This is a genomic window from Pseudomonas sp. BB438, from assembly GCF_057180225.1.
Map to the genome: position 1 here is coordinate 612,537 of NZ_CM170001.1, position 22,296 is coordinate 634,832.

At 64.6% G+C, this 22,296-nt stretch carries 28 protein-coding genes; 25 read left to right on the plus strand and 3 right to left on the minus strand.

The genetic code is table 11. The features are described 5' to 3' along the window. Positions 1–132 precede the first annotated feature (132 nt). The gene (locus tag AC1ZV1_RS02895) at positions 133–459 is read right to left on the minus strand and encodes a pyocin activator PrtN family protein (RefSeq protein ID WP_484295458.1); all 327 of its coding nucleotides are present in this window, start codon (positions 457–459) and stop codon (positions 133–135) included. A gap of 121 nt (positions 460–580) precedes the next feature. Continuing rightward, a complete protein-coding gene (locus AC1ZV1_RS02900; protein WP_484295459.1) occupies positions 581–1,351 on the minus strand; it encodes an XRE family transcriptional regulator in 771 nt (256 codons plus the stop codon). A gap of 413 nt (positions 1,352–1,764) precedes the next feature. On the opposite strand from AC1ZV1_RS02900, the gene AC1ZV1_RS02905 reads away from it, so the two are divergent. The 25 genes from AC1ZV1_RS02905 to trpC all read left to right on the plus strand — a co-directional run bounded on the left by AC1ZV1_RS02905 (position 1,765) and on the right by trpC (position 21,296). Beyond that, positions 1,765–1,974 (plus strand): TraR/DksA C4-type zinc finger protein, encoded by a 210-nt coding sequence (locus AC1ZV1_RS02905; protein ID WP_253442620.1) that lies wholly within the window; start codon positions 1,765–1,767, stop codon positions 1,972–1,974. 19 nt (positions 1,975–1,993) lie between these two features. Continuing rightward, positions 1,994–2,353 (plus strand): PA0613 family protein, encoded by a 360-nt coding sequence (locus tag AC1ZV1_RS02910; protein WP_484295460.1) that lies wholly within the window; start codon positions 1,994–1,996, stop codon positions 2,351–2,353. 84 nt (positions 2,354–2,437) lie between these two features. Further along, positions 2,438–2,920, plus strand: coding sequence for an N-acetyltransferase family protein (locus AC1ZV1_RS02915; protein WP_484295461.1), 483 nt, complete (start codon positions 2,438–2,440; stop codon positions 2,918–2,920). Between the two features lie 213 nt (positions 2,921–3,133). Next, a complete protein-coding gene (locus AC1ZV1_RS02920) occupies positions 3,134–3,901 on the plus strand; it encodes a class I SAM-dependent methyltransferase (protein WP_484295462.1) in 768 nt (255 codons plus the stop codon). A 419-nt stretch (positions 3,902–4,320) separates the two neighbouring features. Further along, positions 4,321–4,665: a phage holin family protein gene (locus AC1ZV1_RS02925; RefSeq protein WP_484295463.1), complete on the plus strand. Its 345-nt coding sequence runs from the start codon at positions 4,321–4,323 to the stop codon at positions 4,663–4,665. 17 nt (positions 4,666–4,682) lie between these two features. Continuing rightward, entirely contained in the window at positions 4,683–5,213 is a 531-nt protein-coding gene (locus AC1ZV1_RS02930) for a hypothetical protein (RefSeq protein ID WP_484295464.1), read from the plus strand. Continuing rightward, positions 5,210–5,773, plus strand: a complete 564-nt coding sequence (locus tag AC1ZV1_RS02935; RefSeq protein WP_484295465.1) for a phage baseplate assembly protein V — start codon at positions 5,210–5,212, stop codon at positions 5,771–5,773. The genes AC1ZV1_RS02930 and AC1ZV1_RS02935 overlap by 4 nt, the downstream gene beginning before the upstream one ends. Positions 5,774–5,883: 110 nt before the next feature. After that, positions 5,884–6,210, plus strand: coding sequence for a GPW/gp25 family protein (locus AC1ZV1_RS02940; protein WP_484295466.1), 327 nt, complete (start codon positions 5,884–5,886; stop codon positions 6,208–6,210). Beyond that, on the plus strand, positions 6,207–7,097 hold the full coding sequence (locus AC1ZV1_RS02945) for a baseplate assembly protein (protein ID WP_484295467.1): 891 nt from the start codon (positions 6,207–6,209) through the stop codon (positions 7,095–7,097). Before AC1ZV1_RS02940 ends, AC1ZV1_RS02945 begins: the two co-directional genes overlap by 4 nt. After that, on the plus strand, positions 7,090–7,623 hold the full coding sequence (locus tag AC1ZV1_RS02950) for a phage tail protein I (RefSeq protein WP_484295468.1): 534 nt from the start codon (positions 7,090–7,092) through the stop codon (positions 7,621–7,623). The genes AC1ZV1_RS02945 and AC1ZV1_RS02950 overlap by 8 nt, the downstream gene beginning before the upstream one ends. A gap of 58 nt (positions 7,624–7,681) precedes the next feature. Further along, complete coding sequence (locus AC1ZV1_RS02955; protein ID WP_484295469.1) at positions 7,682–10,288, plus strand: phage tail-collar fiber domain-containing protein; 2,607 nt, start codon at positions 7,682–7,684, stop codon at positions 10,286–10,288. Then, positions 10,289–10,780 carry a tail fiber assembly protein gene (locus AC1ZV1_RS02960; RefSeq protein WP_484295470.1) on the plus strand — a complete coding sequence of 164 codons (492 nt, stop codon included), beginning with the start codon at positions 10,289–10,291 and terminating at the stop codon, positions 10,778–10,780. Positions 10,781–10,990: 210 nt separating this feature from the next. Then, positions 10,991–12,151, plus strand: coding sequence for a phage tail sheath C-terminal domain-containing protein (locus tag AC1ZV1_RS02965; RefSeq protein ID WP_484295471.1), 1,161 nt, complete (start codon positions 10,991–10,993; stop codon positions 12,149–12,151). A 12-nt stretch (positions 12,152–12,163) separates the two neighbouring features. Then, a complete protein-coding gene (locus tag AC1ZV1_RS02970; RefSeq protein ID WP_024763578.1) occupies positions 12,164–12,667 on the plus strand; it encodes a phage major tail tube protein in 504 nt (167 codons plus the stop codon). An 11-nt stretch (positions 12,668–12,678) separates the two neighbouring features. Next, entirely contained in the window at positions 12,679–13,020 is a 342-nt protein-coding gene (locus AC1ZV1_RS02975) for a phage tail assembly protein (protein WP_484295472.1), read from the plus strand. Positions 13,021–13,304: 284 nt separating this feature from the next. Next, on the plus strand, positions 13,305–15,107 hold the full coding sequence (locus AC1ZV1_RS02980) for a glycine zipper domain-containing protein (RefSeq protein WP_484295473.1): 1,803 nt from the start codon (positions 13,305–13,307) through the stop codon (positions 15,105–15,107). 9 nt (positions 15,108–15,116) lie between these two features. Further along, the gene (locus AC1ZV1_RS02985) at positions 15,117–16,022 is read left to right on the plus strand and encodes a phage tail protein (protein ID WP_484295474.1); all 906 of its coding nucleotides are present in this window, start codon (positions 15,117–15,119) and stop codon (positions 16,020–16,022) included. Further along, positions 15,994–16,203, plus strand: a complete 210-nt coding sequence (locus tag AC1ZV1_RS02990) for a tail protein X (protein ID WP_484295475.1) — start codon at positions 15,994–15,996, stop codon at positions 16,201–16,203. The genes AC1ZV1_RS02985 and AC1ZV1_RS02990 overlap by 29 nt, the downstream gene beginning before the upstream one ends. Positions 16,204–16,267: 64 nt before the next feature. Continuing rightward, complete coding sequence (locus AC1ZV1_RS02995; RefSeq protein ID WP_484295476.1) at positions 16,268–17,272, plus strand: phage late control D family protein; 1,005 nt, start codon at positions 16,268–16,270, stop codon at positions 17,270–17,272. Position 17,273: 1 nt separating this feature from the next. Next, on the plus strand, positions 17,274–17,903 hold the full coding sequence (locus AC1ZV1_RS03000; RefSeq protein ID WP_484295477.1) for a glycoside hydrolase family 19 protein: 630 nt from the start codon (positions 17,274–17,276) through the stop codon (positions 17,901–17,903). Continuing rightward, complete coding sequence (locus AC1ZV1_RS03005) at positions 17,900–18,256, plus strand: hypothetical protein (RefSeq protein ID WP_484295478.1); 357 nt, start codon at positions 17,900–17,902, stop codon at positions 18,254–18,256. The genes AC1ZV1_RS03000 and AC1ZV1_RS03005 overlap by 4 nt, the downstream gene beginning before the upstream one ends. Next, positions 18,253–18,504: a hypothetical protein gene (locus tag AC1ZV1_RS03010; RefSeq protein WP_484295479.1), complete on the plus strand. Its 252-nt coding sequence runs from the start codon at positions 18,253–18,255 to the stop codon at positions 18,502–18,504. Before AC1ZV1_RS03005 ends, AC1ZV1_RS03010 begins: the two co-directional genes overlap by 4 nt. Before the next feature lie 316 nt (positions 18,505–18,820). After that, entirely contained in the window at positions 18,821–19,417 is a 597-nt protein-coding gene (locus tag AC1ZV1_RS03015; RefSeq protein ID WP_484295480.1) for an aminodeoxychorismate/anthranilate synthase component II, read from the plus strand. Continuing rightward, complete coding sequence (gene trpD / locus AC1ZV1_RS03020; RefSeq protein WP_184598429.1) at positions 19,414–20,463, plus strand: anthranilate phosphoribosyltransferase; 1,050 nt, start codon at positions 19,414–19,416, stop codon at positions 20,461–20,463. Before AC1ZV1_RS03015 ends, trpD begins: the two co-directional genes overlap by 4 nt. Beyond that, positions 20,460–21,296, plus strand: a complete 837-nt coding sequence (trpC, locus tag AC1ZV1_RS03025; RefSeq protein ID WP_484295481.1) for an indole-3-glycerol phosphate synthase TrpC — start codon at positions 20,460–20,462, stop codon at positions 21,294–21,296. The genes trpD and trpC overlap by 4 nt, the downstream gene beginning before the upstream one ends. Positions 21,297–21,354: 58 nt before the next feature. On the opposite strand, the gene crp is transcribed toward trpC, so the two are convergent. Further along, positions 21,355–22,002, minus strand: a complete 648-nt coding sequence (gene crp / locus AC1ZV1_RS03030; protein ID WP_484295482.1) for a cAMP-activated global transcriptional regulator CRP — start codon at positions 22,000–22,002, stop codon at positions 21,355–21,357. Between the last annotated feature and the right edge of the window lie 294 nt (positions 22,003–22,296).

The window sequence follows — 22,296 nt, forward strand, 5'->3', positions numbered from 1 at the left end:
GCGGGGCTTTTTATTGGGCTCGAAGTTGTCGCCTGGGCGGCTCTTCGTAGGAGCGAGCTTGCTCGCGAACAGAGTATTCCGGCTGCTCCGTCTCTGGGCGGTTCGCGAGCAAGCTCGCTCCTACAGGTTTGGTCAGCCTGCCTGCCGCGCCTCCACCACCTGCAGGTTCGCCCTGCGCCGGGCCAGCGCGGCGTCCGCTTGCTGCGAACGCTCTTCCACATAGGCCGCCAGGTGATCCACCGCGACGTACTGCATGGCCTTGTGGCTGTCGTCCAGCGTGGTCACCGGCAGGGCGATCCGTCCGCAGGACAGCGCCTTGCTGAAATTTTCCCGGTTCAGGTTGCGGAACCAGCGCTCGCGCACCTGCTCCAGTGGCACCAGGACATCCCCGAAGATCTGATAGACCAGGCTCACCGTCTCCGGGCGCGGGGCGGGGCGGATATCTGCGGTCGACTGCATGGGACTCTCCTGTTCCGATGGTGGTGGCGACAGGATCAAATATAGCAAAGGTTGTATTTCTCTTCAATCGGCGCGCAAGAAAAACCCCGCCGAAGCGGGGCTGTTTGTCTGCCAATCAGTGTTAGCGCACCAGTGTCGGTGCGCGACGGTGGCGCACCGTGGACCACCAGAAGACCCAGCCGATCATGCGGATCTGCCCACTGTCGAACTGCTCCGGCGGGTACTCCTCGTCGGGGTATTCATCGCGGTTGAAGCTGCGCAGTCGAATGCCCCCACCCGGCAGGCGGTAGACGAACTTCACCCGTAGCATGCCCTCGTGTTCCAGGGCGTAGATCTCGCCGTCGGTGATGTGCGTGGTGGCCGTGTCGATGCCGATGGTGGAGCCATCCATGATCAGCGGCTCCATGCTGTTGCCAGTGAGTTGGGCGCAAATCGCGGCCGCTGGATCGACCCCCGCCGCGCGCAGCGTGGCGTACGAGAAACGCAGCTTGCGCCCCTCTATCTCACGCACTGCAGTGCGGCCGGCGCCGGCCGCCAGTTCCACTTCCTTGTACAGGCGCAGTTCCACTTCGTCCTCGTCCAGCGGTGTGTCGCTATCCCATGGGTGCAGCGGTTCCAGACGCAACGGGCTGCCGTCGGCAGGGCGCGGCGCGGGTGCGCTGGTGCCCGGCGTCGGCGATCCCTCGCCGGTGGCCAGCCAGGTCGGCGAGACCCCGAGCGCGCTGGCGATCTCGATCAGCTTGCGCGTGCTCTGCGCCTTGCCCGAGGTCAGCTTGTGGATGGTGTTCTGCGAAACCCCGGCGGCTTCGGCCAGGGTTTCCTGCTTGAGGTTGCGCGAGGCCATCGCCTGTTTCAGGCGGTCGGCCAGCGTCGATGAGGAAGTCTTGTCCATGGCGGCACTCTACCTCCTGGGTTGTAGCGTGTAAATAGCTTTGGTGTTGACTTGATATAGCTATGGTTGTAATTATAAAAGCCAGCAGTCCATCGGACAGACAAAGTCCGATTGGCTGATGGGAAGCGAACGGCTTCCCCTTCACCGCGGCAAGGACGCCGTGGGTTGCCTGCGAAGCGCGATGCGCGGGGCAGGCTGGAGGGCGCGGGCGGGCCGGGAAGGCACCGCCCGCGCACCGGCAAGGGACGCCGCCACGACGGTCAGGCGTCTGCGACGAACAGATCGCGACTGACCACCACAGGCCGACCGAAGGCTCGGCGACCGCGGAGGGCAGGTCGCCAGGAGGACCTTCATGAATCAACACCTGCAACACGCCAGGCATTGCGCACACGCCGCCGAGACGGAGGTGCGCCGTGGCTGATATCGCTGACTACGCCAACGACCTGATGCTGGAGCGCATCGAGGACATGCTGCACAGCCGCCGTTCCTCGGCGGCCATCAGCTCCGCCGAGTTCTGCGAAGACTGCGGCGATGACATCCCGCCGGCGCGCCGCCTGGCCGCGCCGGGTTGCACGCGCTGCATCGACTGCCAGGCCCTGGATGAGCTGGAGCGTCGGCACTGAGCCGCGCGGGAGAAACAGCGTGATCAAACCCATCGATGAAATGCTCAAGCTCTGGGCCGAGGAGATGTACACCCCGGGCAGCGCCGGCGGCGGTTATGCCGGAGGCAACCTGCTGGCGATGATGATGGCCAACAAGGGCGAGATGATTCGCGGCACACGGGGCAGCAAGGTCATCCTCGATCGCGTCGCGGAGCTGGACCTGATCATCAACCACCTGCCCGACGAGCAGAAGGACGTGGTTACCGAGCACTACCTCAACCGTGACAGCGAGGCCGCCCAGAAATACCGGCACTGCCGCTGCAGCCGCAATACCTTCTACCTGCGCCTGCATGTGGCGCACCAGAGCATCCAGTCACGGCTGATGCGCCGCGCCGCCTGATCTTTTCCCTTCTTCCCACGAAGCCCGGCCTTGCGCCGGGCTTCGTGCTTTTCCACGGCCTGCGTTGCGTTATGCTCGCTGCCCATGACGACTCCAATCCTTATCCGCCCCGCTGAAAGCGCCGACGCCGATGCCATCCTGCGCATCCTCGGCGACACCTACCAAGCCACCTGGAAACCCGAGCTGACCGTCGAAGCCATCGCGCGCTTCGAGTCATCCGCACACACTGAGGTCTATGTGCGCGAGCGGTTGCCGTTCTTTCACCTCGCCTGCATCGACGGCGAGGTCGTCGGTTTGCTCGACTGGTGCGACAACTTCATCGATGCCCTGCATGTTTCACCCCGACATCAACGCCTCGGAATCGGCACGGCGCTGTTGCGGCACGCCGAAACGGCAATCGCCGGCGGGGGGCATGCGTGTGTTCGCCTGGAGACCGATACCTTCAATCACCAGGCGCGCACCTTCTATGGCAAACACGGCTATGCGGAAGTCGACTTCTATCCCGACAAGGAGTGGCACAGCGGCTTCACCACCGTGCTGCTGGGCAAACCCCTCGCAGGTGGCTGACCCGGGGCGTTTCGCGGCGCACCTCGCGCAGGCTCGTCCCACCCATGCCGACTCAAGCCTGTGCGTTATCACCTGGATGTTCGTGCCCGCCCAAGGATCGTCTGCTGCTGACCTTTTGTTTTGCAGACGATACAGTAGCCGGCGATAGCCTCCGATGGCAGCCGACAGCGGCTGCCCATAATCAACGATAAGAAGTGTCGGAAAGGACTCTCCATGCTTGTATGGGATGATCACCGTTTCTCCATTCGTACCCACGTCTTCCAGACCATCCGGCAACTGTCCGATCTATTCTCGCTCAAAGAGGCGGACGGCTACATCCTGGGCAAACCTCGCCGCTACATCGACAAGTACGTCGAGCACCTGACCGGTGAACCGCACCGCACCATTTTCGAACTCGGCATCTTCCGCGGTGGCAGTACCGTGTTCCTCAACGAGTTCTTCCAGCCGACTCGATTGGTCGCCATCGACTTCATGGAGAAGCCGGCTGCGCAATTGGACCGATACATTGCCGAGCATGCCGCCGGGCAGGTGAAGGCCTTCTACGGCGTGAACCAGGCCGACAGCGCCCGCCTGATCGCCATCTGCGAAGCCGAGTTCGCCGGCGAGTCGCTCGACCTGGTGGTGGACGATGCCTCGCATTACCTCGAGGAATCGCGGATCTCCTTCAACACCCTGTTCCCCCGCCTCAGGGCCGGCGGCAGCTATGTGATCGAGGACTGGGCATGGGCCCACCAGTCTGTCGAGGTCGCAGACCTGAAGAAGCCGTTCGCGGGCAAGGAGTCGCTGGCCAATCTGGTGATCGAGATCCTCCTGGCCAGCGTCAGCCATCCTGAGCTGATCGATGAGGTCATCGTCAATGACGGCTTCGTGGTCGTCCGCAAAGGGCAGGTCGGCACACCGCCGGGATTCGACGTGGGCCGGATGAGTTACCTGCTGGGCAAGCGAATCGGTGGTAGTGACTACTTCGCGCACTTCAGTTAATGAGTGATCGGCCTGGATGAATGCAGCGGGGCTCGTGGGCCTTCGCTGCATTTTTTCATTCAGGGAGCTGTGCCCCGGGGCGCTTTCGCTTGCCCTTGTCCAGACGTTGGATGAGATCAGGGCGGCATATGGAAGCGTGTTGCTGATGCGTTGCCCTCCTATTGCAGTGCGTTGCCGAGGAAGCCTTGTTCCGGCGGGAATCGGGGGGTAAAAAGTAGTCATTCTTGTAAAGGTGCGTCCCCAGGGAGCACAACGCGAAACACCGAAAAGCCCGGCCACTGAGCCGGGCTTTTTCATGCCCGCGTTTTTTCGATCCGCCTTCGCGGCGGGTGGCCGGCGAGCACGCCGGCAGTCATCCCCGGTTGGCTGATAGCCGCCGGTTTCGCCCGTTCGCGGGCGTCTTTATCCAAGGTGAGCCAATGGGCAACGAACCTCAGACCCTGGCCGACGTGCCTTTGTGGGGGCTGATCCTGCTCGCGGTGGCGGGCGGCATCAGCGGTGAAATGTGGCGCGCCGACAAGGCGGGCCTGGGCGGCTGGCGGTTGCTGCGGCGGCTGGCGCTGCGCTCCGGTGCCTCGATTGTCTGCGGCATGGCGGTGATGTTCCTGGCCATGGCCTGTGGGGCTTCCCTGACCCTGGCCGCTGCCATCGGCAGCCTGACGGCGGCGGCCGGTGCGGAAATCGCCGTCGGTCTTTATGAACGCTGGGCGGCGAAGCGCCTGGGTGTCTGCGAGTTGCCGACGGGTGAGCGCGGACAAGAGTGACGCTGCAAGGAGACGACATGTCCGAACAACCTTTGACCCTGGCGCTGTTGCTCGATGCGGTCGAGCAGACGCTGAGCGCTCGATTGACCGAGATCGGTACCTTTCTCCGTGGCCCGCTGAAGCAGGTCCCGGCGGCGCTACCGGCGCTGGCGCTGGAGTACGCCGGGATGCTGCCGGGGCAGGATCCCGGCAATGGCCAGACGGCGCTGATCTGCCGACTGCAGGCGCGTCTGCTGGTGACGCGCGAGGATGCCGAAGCTGAGGCGCTCGCGGTGCGCAATGTCGCCGCACTGGCGGTCCTGCTGCGCGCGCAGAACTGGGGCCTGGAGTTGGAGCCGGTGAGCTTCATCCGGGCGCAGCCGGAGCTCGATAACCCGGCGCTCGCTACCTGCCGTGTGTGGCTCGTCGAGTGGCACCAACCGGTGCTGCTCGGCGACGCCGAGTGGCCCTGGGAAGACCAGCCGCCCGGCAATCTGTTGATCGGCTTCGATCCGCAGACCGGGCCCGGGCATGAGGACGACTACTTCGATCCCGGAGCCCTGCAATGAACCAGGACTATGTGAGCGCAGAGCACGACCGCATGCTCGCTGCACTGGTCATGCCCTGCGAAGTGGTGGCGGTGGACCTGGCGGCGGCGCGGGTGCGCGTGCGCTCCGGCGAGTGGACCAGCGCCTGGGTGCGCTGGCACGCACAGGCCGCCGGCACTGCTCGGCACTGGCGCGCGCCGAGCCTGGGCGAGCAGGGCGTATTGCTCAGCCCGTCCGGCATGGCTGCCATGGGCACCTTCGTACCGGGGCTGTTCGGCGCGGCTTCAGCGCCGCCAGACAATCGCGGCGAGGTGGAGAGCTGGCATTTCCCCGATGGCGCGGTGCTCAGCTACGACTGGCAGGCGCATCGCTATGACCTGCAGCTGCCTGCCGGCACCGCCACGGTGAAAGTCGGCGGCACGCAGGTGGTGATCGACCCCGGAGCGGTGAGTATCACCGCCGCCAGCATCCAGTTGACCGGCCCGGTGACCATCAAGGGCGCGCTGACGGTGAACGGCAACATCGCCAGCACCGGCTCGATCATGGATACCGCCGGCAACAGCAACCACCACACCCATTGAAGTCGCTTCGACTTCCAACCCGGGCCCGCCACGTGCGGGCCTCTGCATTTCTGGAGACCTGCCATGGGCAACTTTTCCCGTGCGCGCCCTGAGCGACGGAGGGCGCGGCCATGATCGGCATGGATCGACGCACCGGCCAGCCGCTGAGCGCGCTGGCGCATCTGAAGCAATCCATCGAGGACATCCTCACCACCCCGCTGGGCAGCCGGCGCATGCGCCCCGAGTACGGCAGTCGCCTGCGGCGCATGGTCGACCTGCCGGTGACCGAAGGCTGGAAGGGCGCAGTGCAGGCCGAGGTCGCCCGCGCCATCGGCCGCTGGGAACCGCGCCTGCGCCTGAGTTCGGTGCAGGTCGTGGCAGTGGTCGCCGGCAACGTTTCGCTGCGCCTGCGCGGCGTCTACCTGGGCGATGAGATCGGACTGGAGGTGGCTGCATGAGCCTGATCGACCTGTCCCAACTTCCTGCTCCTGAGGTTGTGGAGCGTCTCGACTACGAGGCGCTTTACGCCGAGCTGCTGGCGGACTTTCGCAGCGCCATGGGCGAAGGCTGGAGCGCCGCGGTGGAGTCCGATCCGGTGGTCAAGCTGCTGGAGCTGGCGGCCTACCGCGAGCTGCTGTTGCGTGCGCGGATCAACGATGCTGCCCGTGCGGTGATGCTCGGCTATGCGACCCAGGGCGACCTTGACCAGCTGGCCGCCGGCTACAACGTCAAGCGCCTGGTGATCCAGAAAGCCGATACCACAACCTCGCCACCGACGCCGGCCGTGCTGGAAGGCGACGACTCGCTGCGCAACCGCACCCAGTTGGCCTTCGATCAACTGTCGGTGGCCGGCCCGCGCAATGCCTACGTGGCCTTCGCCCTCGGTGCTGACGGACGCATTGCCGATGTCTCGGCGATCAGCCCGCAGCCGTGCGAGGCGCTGGTCAGCGTGCTGTCCTCGGAAGGCGATGGAACAGCGGCGGAAGAGCTGCTTCAAGCGGTGCGTACTGCCCTGAACGATGAGGATGTGCGCCCGGTGGGTGACCGCCTCACGGTGCAGTCCGCTGCCATCGTGCCCTATCAGGTGGACGCCGTGCTCTACATCTACCCGGGACCGGAAGCCGAGCTGATCCAGCAGGCTGCCGAAGCATCGCTGCAGACTTACATCGCCACCCAACGCCGCATCGGCCGCGACATCCGCCGCAGCGCGCTGTTCGCCGCGCTGCATGTGGAGGGCGTGCAGCGTGTCGAGCTGGCCAAGCCGGCTGCCGACGTGGTGCTCGATGCGACCCAGGCGGCGTACTGCAGCGGCTACCAGATTCGCGTGGGAGGTTCGGATGAGTAGCCGCCTGCTGCCGATCAACTCGACGCCGCTGGAGCGTGTGCTGGCGGACGTACAAGTCGCCGACCTGCCGGTGCCGCTGCGCGAGCTGATGGACCCGCAACGCTGCCCGGTGGCGTTGCTGCCGTATCTGGCCTGGGCCTGGTCGGTGGACCGCTGGGACCCGGCCTGGAGCGAGACGGTGAAGCGCAAGGCGGTGGCCGCTGCATTCCGCATTCACCAGCACAAGGGAACCATCGCCGCGCTGCGGCGGGTGATCGAGCCGCTGGGTTACCTCATCGAGGTAATTGAGTGGTGGCACATGGAGCCCATGGGCGAGCCCGGTACCTTTCGACTGCGCATCGGCGTGCTTGATAGCGGGATCACCGAGGAGATGTACCAGGAGGTAGAGCGTCTTATTGATGACGCTAAGCCTCTTACCAGACATCTCATTGGGCTAGATATCAGCGTGGAACCGTTGGGGCCGCTCTACGTCGGCTCGGTCGTTTATGACGGGGACACCATCACCGTTTTCTCCAGCCCTCCGTAATCGGGTGGCAACAGTCCTCCGGACTGAAATCTGACATCGACTGCTTGAGTGTCCAATCATGGCCGTAACCTACTACGCACTCCTCACTACCATCGGTGCCGGCAAGCTGGCGAATGCCACTGCGCAAGGCACCACTCTGAAGATTACCCAGCTTGCTGTGGGCGATGGCGGAGGTACCGTACCCACGCCTGATGCCGGTCGTACTGCGCTGGTCAACGAGGTGCGTCGTGCACCTCTGAACAGCCTTGATGTCGATCCGAGCAATAGCTCACGCATCATTGCCGAGCAGATCATTCCCGCCGATGTGGGCGGTTGGTGGCTTCGTGAACTCGGTCTGTACGACGAGACGGGGGCGCTGGTCGCCTATGCCAACTGCGCGCCCTCGTACAAACCGCAATTGGCCGAAGGCAGCGGCCGCACACAGACTGTCCGCATGGTGTTGCTCGTCAGCAACACGTCGTCGGTTCAACTGACCGTCGATCCCAGCGTGGTCCTGGCGACTCGGGACTATGTGGACGGTGCAATCGTCAGTGCCATGAATCGCACGGACTACAAGCAGTCCGTGCGCACGGCAACCACTGCCAACATCACTTTGAGCGGGATCCAGAGCGTGGACGGCGTCGTGCTGATCGCGGGCGACAGGGTGCTGGTCAAGAACCAGACAACCGCCAGCGAGAACGGCATCTACGTTGCCGCCACCGGAGCTTGGAAGCGTAGCGAGGACTGCGACGAAAATGCCGAGGTGACCCCGGCTCTGACTGTCTCTGTCGAAACTGGGACAGCCCAGGCCGATACGGTGTGGCAGCTGGTCACCGATGCGCCCATTGTTCTGGGTACGACAGCACTGACATTCCAGAACATCACGAACGGATTGGCGCGACTGGCGTCGCCGGCATTCTCCGGCAATCCCACAGCGCCGACACCGGATGCATCGGACAACGACACCAGCCTTGCCACCACGGCATTCGTGCGCAATGCGATGGCAGCCTATGGCATCGCGACATCTTCTCTGAACAGTGCTCAGGCAAATGACCTGGATGATCCATCGCTGCTTTCCGGACTCTACTTCGTTCCAAGCACCGCGACGGGGACCCCAATCGTGGCGCAGGGTGGATTGATTCATCGGATTTACGGTGCAGGCGGATTCCAAATTTTTGTGCTGTACGGCGGGGATCGTACCTGGATTCGCCGCAGGGGAGCTTCCGTTTGGGGGCCTTGGCGTGAAAACGCCTTCCTGGATAGCCCGGTCTTGAGCGGAGTTCCCACTGCTCCGACAGCGGCAAGCGATCGTAGCGACACCGCTCTGGCGACTACGGCGTTCGTGTGGAATGTGCTACGGGACAAGATCGGGCTGGGCTCGGTGGCTACTGGGCCGAGCATTTCTGATATTGACGATGCAACTCTATCTGCCGGCTTCTACTACGTGGGCTCCTCTACGATCGGAGTGCCGGTTGCTGGCAATGGCGTGCTTCTGCATAAGGTTTATGCCACAGGAGGCTTCCAGATATTTCAGCCATTGTCCGGTGATCGCCTATTGTTCCGCCGCCGTGCGTCTTCAACCTGGCAGTCCTGGCAGGAGCTGACAACTCAGGTTGGACTTTCGACTGCACTGGGTACAGTTGGCTTGGGAGTTTCCAAGTACCAGCCGAACTGGCCCAACGCCTCTCTCAATGACTGCACCGCGGTAGTTTCCGGCGTATATCGCAGTATTGCGACTACGACAGGGATTCCGCCGGGCTATTCGCTCGCGATCACCGTGCAGTTCTGGGTCAGGAGCGCTGACGTAGAGGGCACGTTCCAGGCTGTGCAGAGCGTGTATGACGCCAGCAACGGTCGCAGCGGGTGGCGGATTTGTACGGGCAGTGGTTCGGCATCCACCCCGAACTGGTCGGCATGGAAGGAGGTTGCGGCCACAGAAAGTCCGTCGCTCATTGGCGTCCCCACTGCACCCACCGCAGCAGTGGGAACCAATACGACCCAGTTGGCGACGACTGCCTTTGTTTCAACGGCTGTGGCAAATCTGGTCGCCTCCGCGCCGGCCTCACTGGACACCTTGAGAGAGTTGGCTGCGGCACTTGGCAACGATCCGAATTTTGCCACCACCATGACCAATGCTCTGGCTGGAAAAGCTGGCAAAGCGACCACATTGGGCGGCTATGGCATTACCGACGGTGCTGGCAAGGAGGGGGCTGCGGTAGCGCTCGGTCACGACGGTGCTACGGCCTATGTGCGACGGACCGACGGTGGCGTTCACTATGTGCAGACATACCTGGGGTTCACTCCGGTCCGCCAGGGTGGAGGCAATGGTCAAGGGGGGAACGTTGTCTACCTGGGCTGGGATGTCACCGGAGCAGGGCTGCGAGCCCAGGTAGACGCACTGGATCTCGGGCTCGTCTGGACCGAACGCGACGCTGCATTCAAAGCACTGGCAGCGACCATCAATACGGGGGCGGGCGGCTTCGCGTCCTATGGTTTCTTCCGCAACATCGCCGGGACGATTCTTGGCCCGGGCTCGACGGTGGCTGGATCTGCGCTGTCCTGGTCGGGGGGGGACGATAACCAGACCAGCAATTCCAGTCCGGGCGGCACCTGGCGCCTGATGGGCTGGACCCAGGGTCGCTCCAGCAATGGCGCGGCGAACTCTCTTTATCAACGGATTGCATGAATGAAGACTGAAATCGAATCGGTCGCCGAAGACGCGTCTTTGTCGGCGTACTCTGCTGCAGAACAGCCGCGCTGGGCGGATGCCGAGCGCTCGCGGATAGATCTGCTAGTCACTTTTCCTGGAGTCGGAACCGTCCCCTTTACCGCCGCCGCTCAGGATGACACCGAATACGGCCCTGAGCTGTTTGCTCGTGCCATCGCCGGTGACTTCGGTGAGATCGCTGCTTATGCGCCGCCCATCTTCACCGAGGACCAACTCGTTGAGATTGCGGTTGCACGACGTAATGCACTGCTGGCGGACGCTGCGATCCGGATCGCCCCGCTGCAGGACGCTGTGGATCTGGATGAGGCCACGACGCAAGAACAGGCGTTACTCAAATTGTGGAAAGCCTACCGCGTTGCCCTGGGTCGGATCGAACAACAGCCTCGCTATCCTCGAGACATCCAATGGCCGGACTCGCCTGACACCCAGAGTCTTGGCCCCCAAGTCTGAGCCAAGGCGGGGGCGCGATCTGCCACCTTTTAGACGGCGTTTCCGCGTGGCGACACGACGGATCTTCGTGACGAAATACTGATACCGAGACCGTGCATGACGGACAGCCAGAAGCGTCGCATTCAGCTGCGAATCAGGCACCTCAGCGCTTGATCGGTACCATGCCCACAACCCGCCCAGTGCGGGTTTTTTTATGTCTGGAGAAACCCTATGAGCTTCTTTCACGGCGTCACCGTGACCAATGTCGACGTCGGTGCGCGCACCATTGCGCTGCCGTCGTCCTCGATCATCGGCCTGGTGGATACCTTCACCCCCGATGCCAAACTGACCGCGCAAGCCGATGTGCCGGTGCTGCTCACCAGCCTGCGCGAAGCGGCTGCCGCGTTCGGTACCGCGTCGGCGATCTACAAGTCCTGTACCGCCATCTTCACCCAGTCCGCTGCGGTGGTCGTGGCGGTGGGCGTGACGAAAGTCGAGGATGCGGCGCAGCTGACCTCCGCGATCATCGGTAGCGTCACCGAGGCCGGCCAGCGTACCGGCCTGCAGGCGCTGCTCGATGGCAAGTCGCGTTTCAACGCCCAGCCGCGCCTGCTGATCGCGCCGAAGCATTCCGCTACCCAGGCGGTCGGCACCGCCATGGGCGCGCTGGCCGAGAAGCTGCGCGCCATCGCCATCGTCGACGGCCCGAACACCACCGACGAGGCGGCCATCGCCTACGCCGGCGAGTTCGGCAGCAAGCGCATCTACCTGGTCGATCCGGGCGTGCAGTATTGGGACACCACCAGCAGCGCCACCGTCGATGCGCCGGCTTCGGCCAACGCCGCCGCGCTGTTCGCCTGGACCGACAGCCAGTACGGCTTCTGGTCCTCGCCGTCGAACAAGGAACTGCTCGGCATCACCGGCACCGGACGCCCCATCGAGTTCCTCGACGGCGACGAGACCTGCCGCGCCAACCTGCTCAACAACGCCAACATCACCACCGTCATCCGTGACGACGGCTACCGCCTGTGGGGCAACCGCACTCTCTCCAGCGACGCCAAGTGGGCCTTCGTGACCCGCGTGCGGACCATGGACATGGTGATGGACGCGATCCTCGCCGGGCACAAGTGGGCGGTCGACCGCGGCATCACCAAGACCTACGTGAAGGACGTCACCGAGGGCCTGCAGGCCTTCATGCGCGACCTGAAGAACCAGGGCGCGGTGATCGACTTCGAGGTCTACGCCGACCCGGAACTCAACACCGCCAGCCAGCTGGCCCAGGGCAAGGTGTACTGGAACATCCGCTTCACCGACGTACCGCCTGCCGAGAACCCCAACTTCCGCGTCGAGGTGACCGATCAGTGGCTCACCGAAGTCCTGGACGCCGCTTAAGGAGAACCCCAGATGATTCCGCAGATCCTCACCAACACCAACCTCTTCGTCGACGGCGTCAGCTTTGCCGGTGACGTACCCTCCCTGACCCTGCCGACCCTCAAGGTGAAGACCCAGGAGTACCGTGCCGGCGGCATGGACGCGCCGGTCCTGCTCGATGTCGGCCTGGAGGCCATGGAAGCCAAGTTCACCACCAACGGCGCCCGTCGCGAGGCCATGAAGTTCTTCGGCCTCAGTGACCAGGGCGCCTTCAACGGCACCTTCCGCGGCTCCTTCAAGACCCAGAAGGGCGGCACCGTTCCAGTGGTCGCCACCGTCCGTGGCCTGCTCAAGGAGATCAACCCGGGCGACTGGAAGGCCGGTGACCTGGCCGCCTGCACCTACAGCGTGGCGGTCACCTACTACAAGCTGGAAGTCGAGGGTCGCGAGATGTTCGAGATCGACCCGGCCAACTCGGTGCGCAAGATCGACGGCGTCGACCAGCTCGCCGCCATGCGCAATGACCTGGGCGTCTGAGGAGAACCCTGATGCAAGACTCCGTCAAACAGCCTGCGTGGCTGAGCCTGTCCGAGGACGCGGCAGTGGTGAAACTGTCCCGCCCGACCTCCTGCAATGGCGTCGATGTCGACGCCCTCACCCTGCGTGCGCCCACCGTGCGCGACATCCGCCTGGCCAGCAAGGTCGCCAGCGATGACGAGGAGCGCGAGTTGCAACTGTTCGCCTCGTTGGTGCAGGTCAGCCGCCAGGATCTGGAGGGGCTCAAGCTCAGCGACTACCAGCGCCTGCAGTACGCCTACTTTCGCCTGGTGCGAGAGGACGGCGATGAGCTTCGCGCTGATGCGCCAGCTGGCGCGGCGACTGGCGACTGAGGCGGGCTTCACGGCCGGCGAACTGGAGCGCATGACGCTCAGCGACCTGCGTTGGTGGCTGGGGGATGAGGCGGGCTAGTTCGCCCTCGCGGAGCGTCGGGCGACCGGCGCTCCCTTGTCGTCGCGGAGGCGAATCTCGTCAGAGGGCAAGTGAAATGGACACTAGTGAAAAACCGCAGGTACTGACGTCGGTTGTCGTTGGCCTGGGCAGTACGCTCGGGCAAGTGATAGCGGACTCCGCTACGCGCCTGGGCAATAGGGTTGGCTCGCTGGATGCGAGCCTGATGCTGCGCACCCTGGTGGATGGCATGGACGCGGTCCAGGACAACCAGGATATCCGCCATCGCGCCGCTGAACGCAACACGGGGGAAACACGGCTGGCGCTGCGGCGGATCATCGAACTGCTGGCGCCGCGGCCGTTGGATATTCGTCTGCCGAAGATCGTCGTCAGCATGGCTGCGCAAGCGAATACTCCGGCGAACGATTGGCAGCGTCTGGAGACAGCGACCAAGCCGCTGCTCGAGCTGAGCTCCGTCGGGGAGGTTCTACGCGCTTCGGCCAGCATGACGCTGGCGTATCGCGGACGTCTGATGCAGGTCCGCGAGGCGGCGGGGCAGCCCTATGATCCCGCAGCTGAAGCGGCTCTCGGTGATCATGTAGTGGATGCCGGCCACGAGGCTGCGATGCCCCGCGACAAGGTGCTGGACCTGGCCCAGGCCCTGGTCGAACACAAGGTGCCGCTGAACGATATGGTGGCGATGCTGCCGGTGGCAGCGAAGTTCGCCCAGGGCCAGGGCGTATCGGTCGAAACCACGGCTCAGCTGGTCAGCGCGCTGCAGCAGAAGGGCGATATCAAGAGCGCGGCGGACCTTGAGCGTGCATTGAGTACGGTGGCGTGGCGGGGCCAGAAAGAGGCTCCATCGGTCGAGTCGCTCAGCCGTGGTCTGCTCAACGGGCTGCAAGCGCTTCGTCCCGGCGATACGCAGAAGGTCGGGAACCTGCTGCAAGCCCGGCAAGGGACGCCCGCTGCACCGGCGGATGTGCTGGATTCGGGCGTGGACAAGTACCGTGACTCTCCGCTTGGTGAGCTGGAAGCGACGGAGCAACTGATTTCTGGCGCGATGCTGGGGATTGGCGACACGCTGCTCAACCATCACAAGCTGCTGGCGGTTTCAGCAGCGGCAATCGCGGGTGGACTTTTTGCGGCCAAGCCATTGCTGGGTGGCAAGTCGGATATCCAGAAAGTCTTCGTCACCAACTGGCCTTTATGGGGCTGTTGCGACCCGATTGGTGGCGGGTCGAAAGGTAAAGGCAAGGGAAAAGGGAACGGCAAGAACGGCGGCAAGCCAAAGCCCGGTGGTGCGGGCCGGGGATCGCGCGGAGGGATTTTCCAGCGCGCCAGGTCCGCTCTGGGGCGCGTTGCCGGAGCCGCTTCTGGCGGGCTCGGCAGGGCTGCCCAATCCATACGCTCTTCGCGTGCCGGACGCGCCTTTGGCGGCGTATTACGCCGTGGCGCGGGCATGGTGCGAAGCGTGGGTGCTTCTACAGTAGGAAGGGCGGTGAGCGGACTGGCACGTGGCGCTGGGGCGGGGCTGCGACGTTTCGCTCCGGTCAACGCCGCGATGGCCATTGCCGATGCCGCGTCGGTCTACGCCAGTGACAAGTCGTCGGCCGAAAAGGCTATCGGCTACGGCAAGGCCGGTGGCTCCGCCATTGGCGCGGCAGCCGGTGCCGCATTGGGCACGCTGATCCCGATTCCGGTGCTGGGCACGCTGGTCGGCGGCGCCATCGGCGCGACCGTGGGCGAGTGGATCGGTGGCAAGGCCGGGGCGCTGTTCGGGCCGTCGGAAGGCGCTGCGAAAGCGCCGCCAGTCGCTGTGCCACCTGCTGCTCCGGTAGCCGCAGCGGCGGGCGCCAGCGGTCCGCCCAACTGGACCTTCTCGCCGCAGGTGAGCATCAACGTGGCGGGCAACATCGTCAATCCGCAGCAGTTGCTGGACGAGCTGATCCCGGCCATGCGCCGGCTGATCGCCGAGGCTCAGCAGGAACGGCAGCGCAACGCGCTGTTCGACACCGTCGTCATGTGAGGAGGCCCCATGACCTATCTGGAACAGTTCAATACCGGCCTCGGCATGATCGCGGGTGCTGCCACGGCCGCCCGGCGCGACCTGGAGCAGGTCAGCGCGCCGGTGGACAAGGCGATGCTGCATATCCGCAGCGGCGTCGCTGCGCTCGAAGGCCTGCCCGGCGTCACGCCGGAGGCGGCGGCCAAGCTCAAGCGCGTCACCGATGGCATCGTCCGCGCCCAGGGCAAGCTGCAGGAGGTGGTGAAGAAAGCTCAGGCCGAGCAGGAAAAGCTGCAGAAAAACCTCGACAAGGCCAAGCAGGTGGCCGCCGAGGTGAACGAGCGCGTGGGCAAGCTGGGTGAGGAGATCAACAACGCCGGCCAGGCGGTTAACAAGGTGCTGGGCAAGATTGATCCGCGGTTGAAGGACATCCTGCCCAGCTCGGTGCTGGCGCCCAGGCTCGATCCCTCGGAGCAGATGTGCAAGGTACCGCAGCATCTGCTGATCATGACCCCGTTGAAGTCGACCGAGCACACCTACTACTTCAACGTCGACACCACTGGTTTCCAGCGCCTGACCCGCACCAGCAGCTTTGCCTGGAGGGACCAGGCGCGACTCGGCCGGCGCAGTGCGCAACAGAGCGTCGGCCTGGGCCCGGAAACGCTCACGCTCAATGGCGTGGTGATGCCGCTGTTCATCCGTGCCGGCGACACCTCGCAGCGTGTCGGCTGGAATCAGCCGCGGACGCTGCGGGATATCGCGGCGTTGAGCGAGCCGGTCCACCTCGGCACCGGGCGCGGCGACGACCTGGGCAACTGGTGCCTGACCAAGATCACCGAGACGCAGGAGGCGCTGTTCGCCAATGGCGTGCCGCGTCAGCAAACCCTCGACCTGGAGTTCACCCGCTATGGCGACGACGATAATCAGAAGCGTTGACGGCGACTTGCTGGACCGCCTCTGCTACCAGCGCTACGGGCATCTCAATGGCTGCGTGGAAGCCGTGCTGGATGCCAATCCCGGACTGGCCGACGAGGCACAACCGTTGCGCGGCGGCGTGATCATCCGCCTGCCGGAACTGGTCGTGCCGGCGGACCAGAGCGTGCGCCTGTGGGAGTGACCACCGGCATTCGCTTCAGCAACCAGGCCCCGCTCAAGCGGGGCCTTTTCATTCAGGGTGGCCTATGAAACCTGCGTTCCGCATCAGCGCCGACGGCGCGGACATCACCGCGCTGGTCAGCGATCGCTTGATCGAGTTGCAACTGACCGACAAGCCGGGCCTGGAATCGGACACTTTCCAGATCACCATCGACGACCGCGATGGCGCCGTCACGCTGCCCCGGCGCGGTGCCGCGCTGGAAGTCTTCCTCGGCTACGACGGCGCACCGCTCACGCGCATGGGTCGCTATGTGGTGGATACGCTGACCTACAGCGGCATGCCGGATAACCTGGTGATCAAGGGCAAGAGCGGCGATATGCGCGGCCAGGGCAAGGCCGCCCGCAGCGGCAGCTGGGAAGGCATGAGCCTGGCGAGCGTGGTGGCGGATATCGCGGCGCGCAATGGCTGGCGTGCCGCGTGCACTGTCGAGACGGTGATCGCGCGCATCGACCAGATCCGCGAGTCGGACTTCAACTTCATCACCCGCCTGGCGCGGCTGTACGACTGCACTGCGAAGCTGGCCAACAACAGCCTGCTGGTGCAGCCTCGGCAGTCCGGACGCAGCGCCAGTGGTCAGGTGTTGGAGATACCCGTCCTCGCTCGTGGTGATGTGGGATCGTTCCGCTTCACCCTGGATGACCGCAAGGTAGTGGCGGCGGTGAAGGTGCCCTATCGCGGTGCCGACGGTGTGCAGAAGCAGGTGCGCGTGGCCAATCCGGATGCACCGTCTCAGGTCGCCGCGGAGCATTGCGACCGCCACCCGCAGCCGGACGAAGCGGCGGCCCGGCGAGTCGCGGCGGCACGGCTGGCCGAGTTCAATCGCAACAGCGCCGAAGTGCAGCTGGACATGCCCGGTCGCGCCGACCTGTTCGCTGAGCTGACCATCGATCTGCAGGGCTTCAAGGCCGGAGTCGACGGGCGCTACCTGATCGATTCGGTCACCCAGCATTTCTCCTCCGGCGGCTGGACCACCACGGTGCAGTGCAATGGTGGGGCACAGGGAAAGGGCAAGGCAGGGGAGGGCGGCTGACATGCTCATCGACGAATCCCGGCTCCTGCTGATCCTGCCCAATGCCCGCCCTGTCGCGGGCGTTTTTCTGCCGGTACTCGATGCCGCCCTGAAGGATTTCGGTATCGATACGCTGCCGCGAATTGCTGCCTTTGTCGCCCAGGTGGGCCACGAGAGCGCGCAGCTGACCCGTTGCGTGGAAGGCTTCACCTACAGCGCGCAGCGCCTGGCCGTTGTCTGGCCCCGGCGCTTTCGCAGCGCCGATGGCTCGCCCACGGCGCTGGCGCGGGACGTCGCCTATCAGCCGGAGCGCATCGCCAACCTCGTCTACGCCGGGCGCAACGGAAATGGCGACGAAGCCTCTGGCGATGGCTGGCGCTTTCGGGGGCGCGGCCTGCTGCAGGTGACCGGGCGGAGTAACTACCGCGCTGTCGGTGAAGGACTGGGGCAACCCTTTGTCGCCCGCCCGCAACTATTGGCCGAGCCGCGCTGGGCGTGCCGCTCCGCCGCCTGGTGGTGGCAGCGCAATGGGCTCAACGAGATGGCTGACGCCGCGCGCTTCGAGGACATCACCCGACGCATCAACGGCGGACTGAATGGGCTGGAGGAGCGTTTGCGGCTCTGGTACCGCGCGCAAGAGGTGCTGGGATGAGCCGCTTCTGGCTGGCGCTGGGGCTGACCGGCTTTTTGCTGGGTGGCTGCATCGGTGGCTGGCTGGCGGCGCGTTTCTATGGCGGCCAGTTGGAGAGCCTGCGCCTGGAACAGGCGCGCTGCAGCGATGCCGGCAAGGCGCTGGAGTCGAAGCTGGCCCTGCAGAACCGTCAGGTCGCCGCGCTGGAGGAGGCCGCCCGCCAGCGCGCGGCCGCTGTCGAGCACGCCCTCGCCCAGGCTCGCGAACAGGCGCTGAGCCATGAAACCGCTGCCAGCCGGCTGCTGCTGGAGCGCAGCGAAGGCGAGGAGTGCGCCGTGGTACGTCAGCTGATCGACCGGGAGCTACTGCCATGAAGCTGCTGCGGGTCATCCCTGTGCTGCTCCTGGCTGGCTGCGCTTCGACCGCGCCGCTGCCGGTGGAAGTTCGCATTCCCGTCCCGGTGCCGTGCCGCTCACCGGCCGTCGAAACCCCGAGATTCGCCACCGCCGACCTGCGCCCGGCGGACGATATGCAAACCAAGGTGCGCGCGCTGCTGGCCGAGCGGCAGCAGCACCTGGCCTACGAAACCCGCCTGCGTGCCGCGCTCGACGCGTGCCGCTGAACCTGCCTACCTTCGTCGGCCGGGACGCCGTGCGTATTGCGCTGTCGCCCGGCCTTGGGCTACTGTTCGGCCATCGCTAGGCGAGACCGCAATTGTGTTCCACAGCACCCGCATCATCACCTCCCTCCTCAAGGCATTCGCCCGTTGGCGCTGGCGCGCCTGATTCCTTCTTTCCCGGCATAGCGCCGGTCTCTTCTTACGCGTCCATTTCCCCATCCGCTGGCATAATCGCCAGATTCGCGCAGCCCGCGAGGCCGCAACGGGTGTCGACGATGGCGCGATCCGAAAGCAGTGCAATCATGAGGTTCGAGCAGACATGCTGCTGATGATCGATAACTACGATTCCTTTACCTACAACCTGGTGCAGTACTTCGCCGAGTTGAAGGCCGACATCCACGTCATTCGCAATGACGAATTGAGCGTCGACGAGATCGCCGCGCTCAACCCCGAACGCATCGTCCTGTCCCCCGGCCCGTGCACGCCGAACGAGGCGGGCGTGTCCCTGGCCGTCATCGAGCGTTTTGCCGGCAAGCTGCCGCTGCTGGGCGTGTGCCTGGGCCACCAGTCCATCGGCCAGGCCTTCGGCGGCGACGTGGTGCGTGCCCGTCAGGTCATGCACGGCAAGGTCAGCCCGGTGTTCCACAAGGACCAGGGTGTCTTCGCTGGCTTGAACAATCCGCTGACCCAGACCCGCTACCACTCCCTGGTGGTGAAGCGCGAGACGCTGCCCGACTGCCTGGAGATCACCGCCTGGACGGCACTGGAAGACGGTTCGGTCGACGAGATCATGGGCCTGCGCCACAAGACGTTGAACGTCGAGGGCGTGCAGTTCCACCCCGAGTCGATCCTTTCCGAACAGGGCCACGAGATGCTGGCCAACTTCCTCAAGCAAACCGGTGGAGTGCGCGCATGAATATCAAGGAAGCCCTCAGCCGCGTGGTCAACCAGCTGGACCTGAGCACCGAGGAAATGCAGGACGTCATGCGGGAGATCATGACCGGCCAGTGCACCGACGCGCAGATCGGCGCCTTCCTCATGGGCATGCGCATGAAGAGCGAGACCATCGACGAGATCGTTGGCGCCGTGGCGGTGATGCGCGAGTTGGCCGACCAGGTCGAGCTGGATAGCCTCAAGCACGTGGTCGACGTCGTCGGCACCGGCGGTGACGGCGCGAATATCTTCAACGTGTCCTCGGCGGCGGCCTTCGTGGTCGCCGCGGCGGGTGGCAAGGTTGCCAAGCACGGTAACCGCGCGGTCTCCGGCAAGAGCGGCAGCGCCGATTTGCTGGAAGCCGCCGGCATCTACCTGGACCTCAAGCCGGTGCAGGTGAAGCGCTGCATCGAGACCGTGGGTGTCGGCTTCATGTTCGCCCAGGTCCATCACAAGGCCATGAAGCACGCCGCCGGCCCGCGCCGCGAGCTGGGCCTGCGCACCCTGTTCAACATGCTCGGTCCGCTGACCAACCCGGCCGGCGTGAAGCACCAGGTGGTCGGCGTGTTCAGCCAGGCGCTGTGCCGCCCGCTGGCCGAGGTGCTCAAGCGCCTGGGCAGCGAGCACATCCTGGTGGTGCATTCGCGCGACGGCCTGGACGAATTCAGCCTCGCCGCGCCCACCCATGTGGCCGAACTGAAGGACGGCGTGGTCACCGAATACGAAGTGCAGCCCGAAGACTTCGGCATCAAGAGCCAGAGCCTGATCGGTCTGACCGTGGACAGCCCCCAGCAGTCGCTGGAGCTGATCCGTGATGCCCTCGGCCGTCGCAAGACCGAGGCCGGACAGAAGGCTGCCGAGCTGATCGTGCTCAACGCTGGCGCCGCGCTTTATGCTGCGGACCTGGCAACCAGCCTGCATGAAGGCATGCAATTGGCCCACGACGCCCTGCACACGGGGCTGGCGAGGGAGAAAATGGAAGAGCTGGCGGCCTTCACCGCCGTTTACCGAGAGGAGAACGCACAGTGAGTGTGCCGACAGTTCTGCAGAAGATCCTGGCCCGCAAGGCCGAAGAAGTCGTCGAACGCCGCGCCCGTGTCGCCTTTGCCGAGGTGGAGCAGCTGGCGCGAGCGGCGGATGCCCCGCGCGGTTTCGCCAACGCCCTGCTGGAGCGCGCCAAGCGCCGCGAGCCGGCGGTAATCGCCGAGGTGAAGAAGGCTTCGCCGAGCAAGGGCATCATTCGCGAGAACTTCGACCCTGCCGATATCGCCCGGAGCTACGAAGAGGGTGGCGCTACCTGCCTCTCGGTGCTGACCGACATCGACTTTTTCCTCGGCAGCGATGCCTACCTCAAGGAAGCGCGCGCGGCCTGCAAGCTGCCGGTGATCCGCAAGGACTTCCTGATCGACCCGTACCAGGTGGTGGAAGCCCGCGCCATCGGCGCCGATTGCATCCTGCTGATCGTCTCGGCACTGGATGACGTGCGCATGGCCGAGCTGGCGTCGGTGGCCAAGGACGTTGGCCTCGATGTGCTGGTGGAGGTGCATGACGCCACGGAACTGGAGCGAGCGCTGAAGACCCTGGACACGCCGCTGGTTGGCATCAACAACCGCAACCTGCATACCTTCGAGGTGAGCCTGGAAACCACCCTGGACCTGCTGCCGGAAATCCCGCGCGAGCGCATGGTGATCACCGAGAGCGGCATCCTCAACCGCGCGGATGTCGAGCTGATGGAAGTCAGCGACGTGTTCGGCTTCCTGGTTGGCGAAGCCTTCATGCGCGCCGACGAGCCGGGTACCGAGCTCAAGCGCCTGTTCTTCCCCGAGCGCAGCAAGGTCAAACTGGGCGCCGATCCGACCTGACCTTTCCTGCGCGCACAAAAAAGCCGGCGATTGCCGGCTTTTTTGTTGTCTGGTGACTTCAGCGAGTACCGAAGACCACCATGGTCTTGCCCTTTACGTGCACCAGGCCCTGTTCCTCCAGGCTCTTGAGTACGCGGCCGACCATCTCGCGGGAGCAGCCGACAATGCGGCCGATTTCCTGGCGGGTGATCTTGATCTGCATGCCGTCCGGGTGGGTCATGGCGTCCGGCTGCTGGCACAGGTCCAGCAGAGTGCGCGCGACGCGACCGGTCACGTCGAGGAAGGCCAGGTCGCCGACCTTGCGGGTGGTCTTGCGCAGGCGGTCCGCCATCTGGCTGCCGAGGGTCAGGAGAATCTCCGGGTCCTGCTGGCTCAGCTCACGGAACTTCGCGTAGCTGATTTCGGCGACTTCGCATTCGGTCTTGGCGCGGATCCAGGCACTGCGCTCCTGGTTGGCGCTGCCTTCCTTCTCGAAGAGCCCCATCTCCCCGAAGAAGTCGCCGGTGTTGAGGTACCCGATGATCATCTCGCGACCGTCGTCGTCCTCGATCAGGACGGTGACCGAGCCCTTGATGATGAAGAACAGGCTCTCGCAGCGGTCACCGGCGTAGATGATGGTGCTCTTGGCGGTGAAGCGGCGGCGGTGACAGTGCGCGAGCAACTTGTCGAGGTTCTTGATTTTGGGTGTGAGGGTAATAGCTACCATGCCCGAGTCCCGGAAAGTATAAGAGTGGCCTTTGCACAACAGGCGCTAATGATTTTTTTATGACCGCTATAGTGCCGTGCGTCCCTGGCTCGATCCCCCTCGATCCCCAGGGCGGCAAGATTGCCTTGTGGAGCATTCCTGCTTGTACGTAAATCGGCAAGAGCTTAACAGACGACGTGTTACCAACAATCGGAAAGCAGGAACATTCGTACGGGCAATTTCTGAGAGTGTGCCAGTAAACCGGCGTCAGCTTAAGCCATAAATGCATACTGGCCGTGTGGAAATGAGACCTGG

Bases quoted from the DNA above. Each gene is read 5' to 3' on its own strand.
- crp (WP_484295482.1), bottom strand. From the start codon at position 22,002: ATGGTAGCTATTACCCTCACACCCAAAATCAAGAACCTCGACAAGTTG.
- AC1ZV1_RS02955 (WP_484295469.1), top strand. From the start codon at position 7,682: ATGGCCGTAACCTACTACGCACTCCTCACTACCATCGGTGCCGGCAAG.
- AC1ZV1_RS02985 (WP_484295474.1), top strand. From the start codon at position 15,117: ATGACCTATCTGGAACAGTTCAATACCGGCCTCGGCATGATCGCGGGT.
- AC1ZV1_RS02915 (WP_484295461.1), top strand. From the start codon at position 2,438: ATGACGACTCCAATCCTTATCCGCCCCGCTGAAAGCGCCGACGCCGAT.
- trpD (WP_184598429.1), top strand. From the start codon at position 19,414: ATGAATATCAAGGAAGCCCTCAGCCGCGTGGTCAACCAGCTGGACCTG.
- AC1ZV1_RS02975 (WP_484295472.1), top strand. From the start codon at position 12,679: ATGCAAGACTCCGTCAAACAGCCTGCGTGGCTGAGCCTGTCCGAGGAC.
- AC1ZV1_RS02990 (WP_484295475.1), top strand. From the start codon at position 15,994: ATGGCGACGACGATAATCAGAAGCGTTGACGGCGACTTGCTGGACCGC.
- AC1ZV1_RS02920 (WP_484295462.1), top strand. From the start codon at position 3,134: ATGCTTGTATGGGATGATCACCGTTTCTCCATTCGTACCCACGTCTTC.
- AC1ZV1_RS02980 (WP_484295473.1), top strand. From the start codon at position 13,305: ATGCTGCGCACCCTGGTGGATGGCATGGACGCGGTCCAGGACAACCAG.
- AC1ZV1_RS02940 (WP_484295466.1), top strand. From the start codon at position 5,884: ATGATCGGCATGGATCGACGCACCGGCCAGCCGCTGAGCGCGCTGGCG.
- AC1ZV1_RS02925 (WP_484295463.1), top strand. From the start codon at position 4,321: ATGGGCAACGAACCTCAGACCCTGGCCGACGTGCCTTTGTGGGGGCTG.
- AC1ZV1_RS02930 (WP_484295464.1), top strand. From the start codon at position 4,683: ATGTCCGAACAACCTTTGACCCTGGCGCTGTTGCTCGATGCGGTCGAG.
- AC1ZV1_RS02895 (WP_484295458.1), bottom strand. From the start codon at position 459: ATGCAGTCGACCGCAGATATCCGCCCCGCCCCGCGCCCGGAGACGGTG.
- AC1ZV1_RS03000 (WP_484295477.1), top strand. From the start codon at position 17,274: ATGCTCATCGACGAATCCCGGCTCCTGCTGATCCTGCCCAATGCCCGC.
- AC1ZV1_RS02950 (WP_484295468.1), top strand. From the start codon at position 7,090: ATGAGTAGCCGCCTGCTGCCGATCAACTCGACGCCGCTGGAGCGTGTG.
- AC1ZV1_RS02965 (WP_484295471.1), top strand. From the start codon at position 10,991: ATGAGCTTCTTTCACGGCGTCACCGTGACCAATGTCGACGTCGGTGCG.
- AC1ZV1_RS03010 (WP_484295479.1), top strand. From the start codon at position 18,253: ATGAAGCTGCTGCGGGTCATCCCTGTGCTGCTCCTGGCTGGCTGCGCT.
- AC1ZV1_RS02970 (WP_024763578.1), top strand. From the start codon at position 12,164: ATGATTCCGCAGATCCTCACCAACACCAACCTCTTCGTCGACGGCGTC.
- AC1ZV1_RS02935 (WP_484295465.1), top strand. From the start codon at position 5,210: ATGAACCAGGACTATGTGAGCGCAGAGCACGACCGCATGCTCGCTGCA.
- AC1ZV1_RS02960 (WP_484295470.1), top strand. From the start codon at position 10,289: ATGAAGACTGAAATCGAATCGGTCGCCGAAGACGCGTCTTTGTCGGCG.
- AC1ZV1_RS03015 (WP_484295480.1), top strand. From the start codon at position 18,821: ATGCTGCTGATGATCGATAACTACGATTCCTTTACCTACAACCTGGTG.
- AC1ZV1_RS03005 (WP_484295478.1), top strand. From the start codon at position 17,900: ATGAGCCGCTTCTGGCTGGCGCTGGGGCTGACCGGCTTTTTGCTGGGT.
- AC1ZV1_RS02945 (WP_484295467.1), top strand. From the start codon at position 6,207: ATGAGCCTGATCGACCTGTCCCAACTTCCTGCTCCTGAGGTTGTGGAG.
- AC1ZV1_RS02995 (WP_484295476.1), top strand. From the start codon at position 16,268: ATGAAACCTGCGTTCCGCATCAGCGCCGACGGCGCGGACATCACCGCG.
- AC1ZV1_RS02900 (WP_484295459.1), bottom strand. From the start codon at position 1,351: ATGGACAAGACTTCCTCATCGACGCTGGCCGACCGCCTGAAACAGGCG.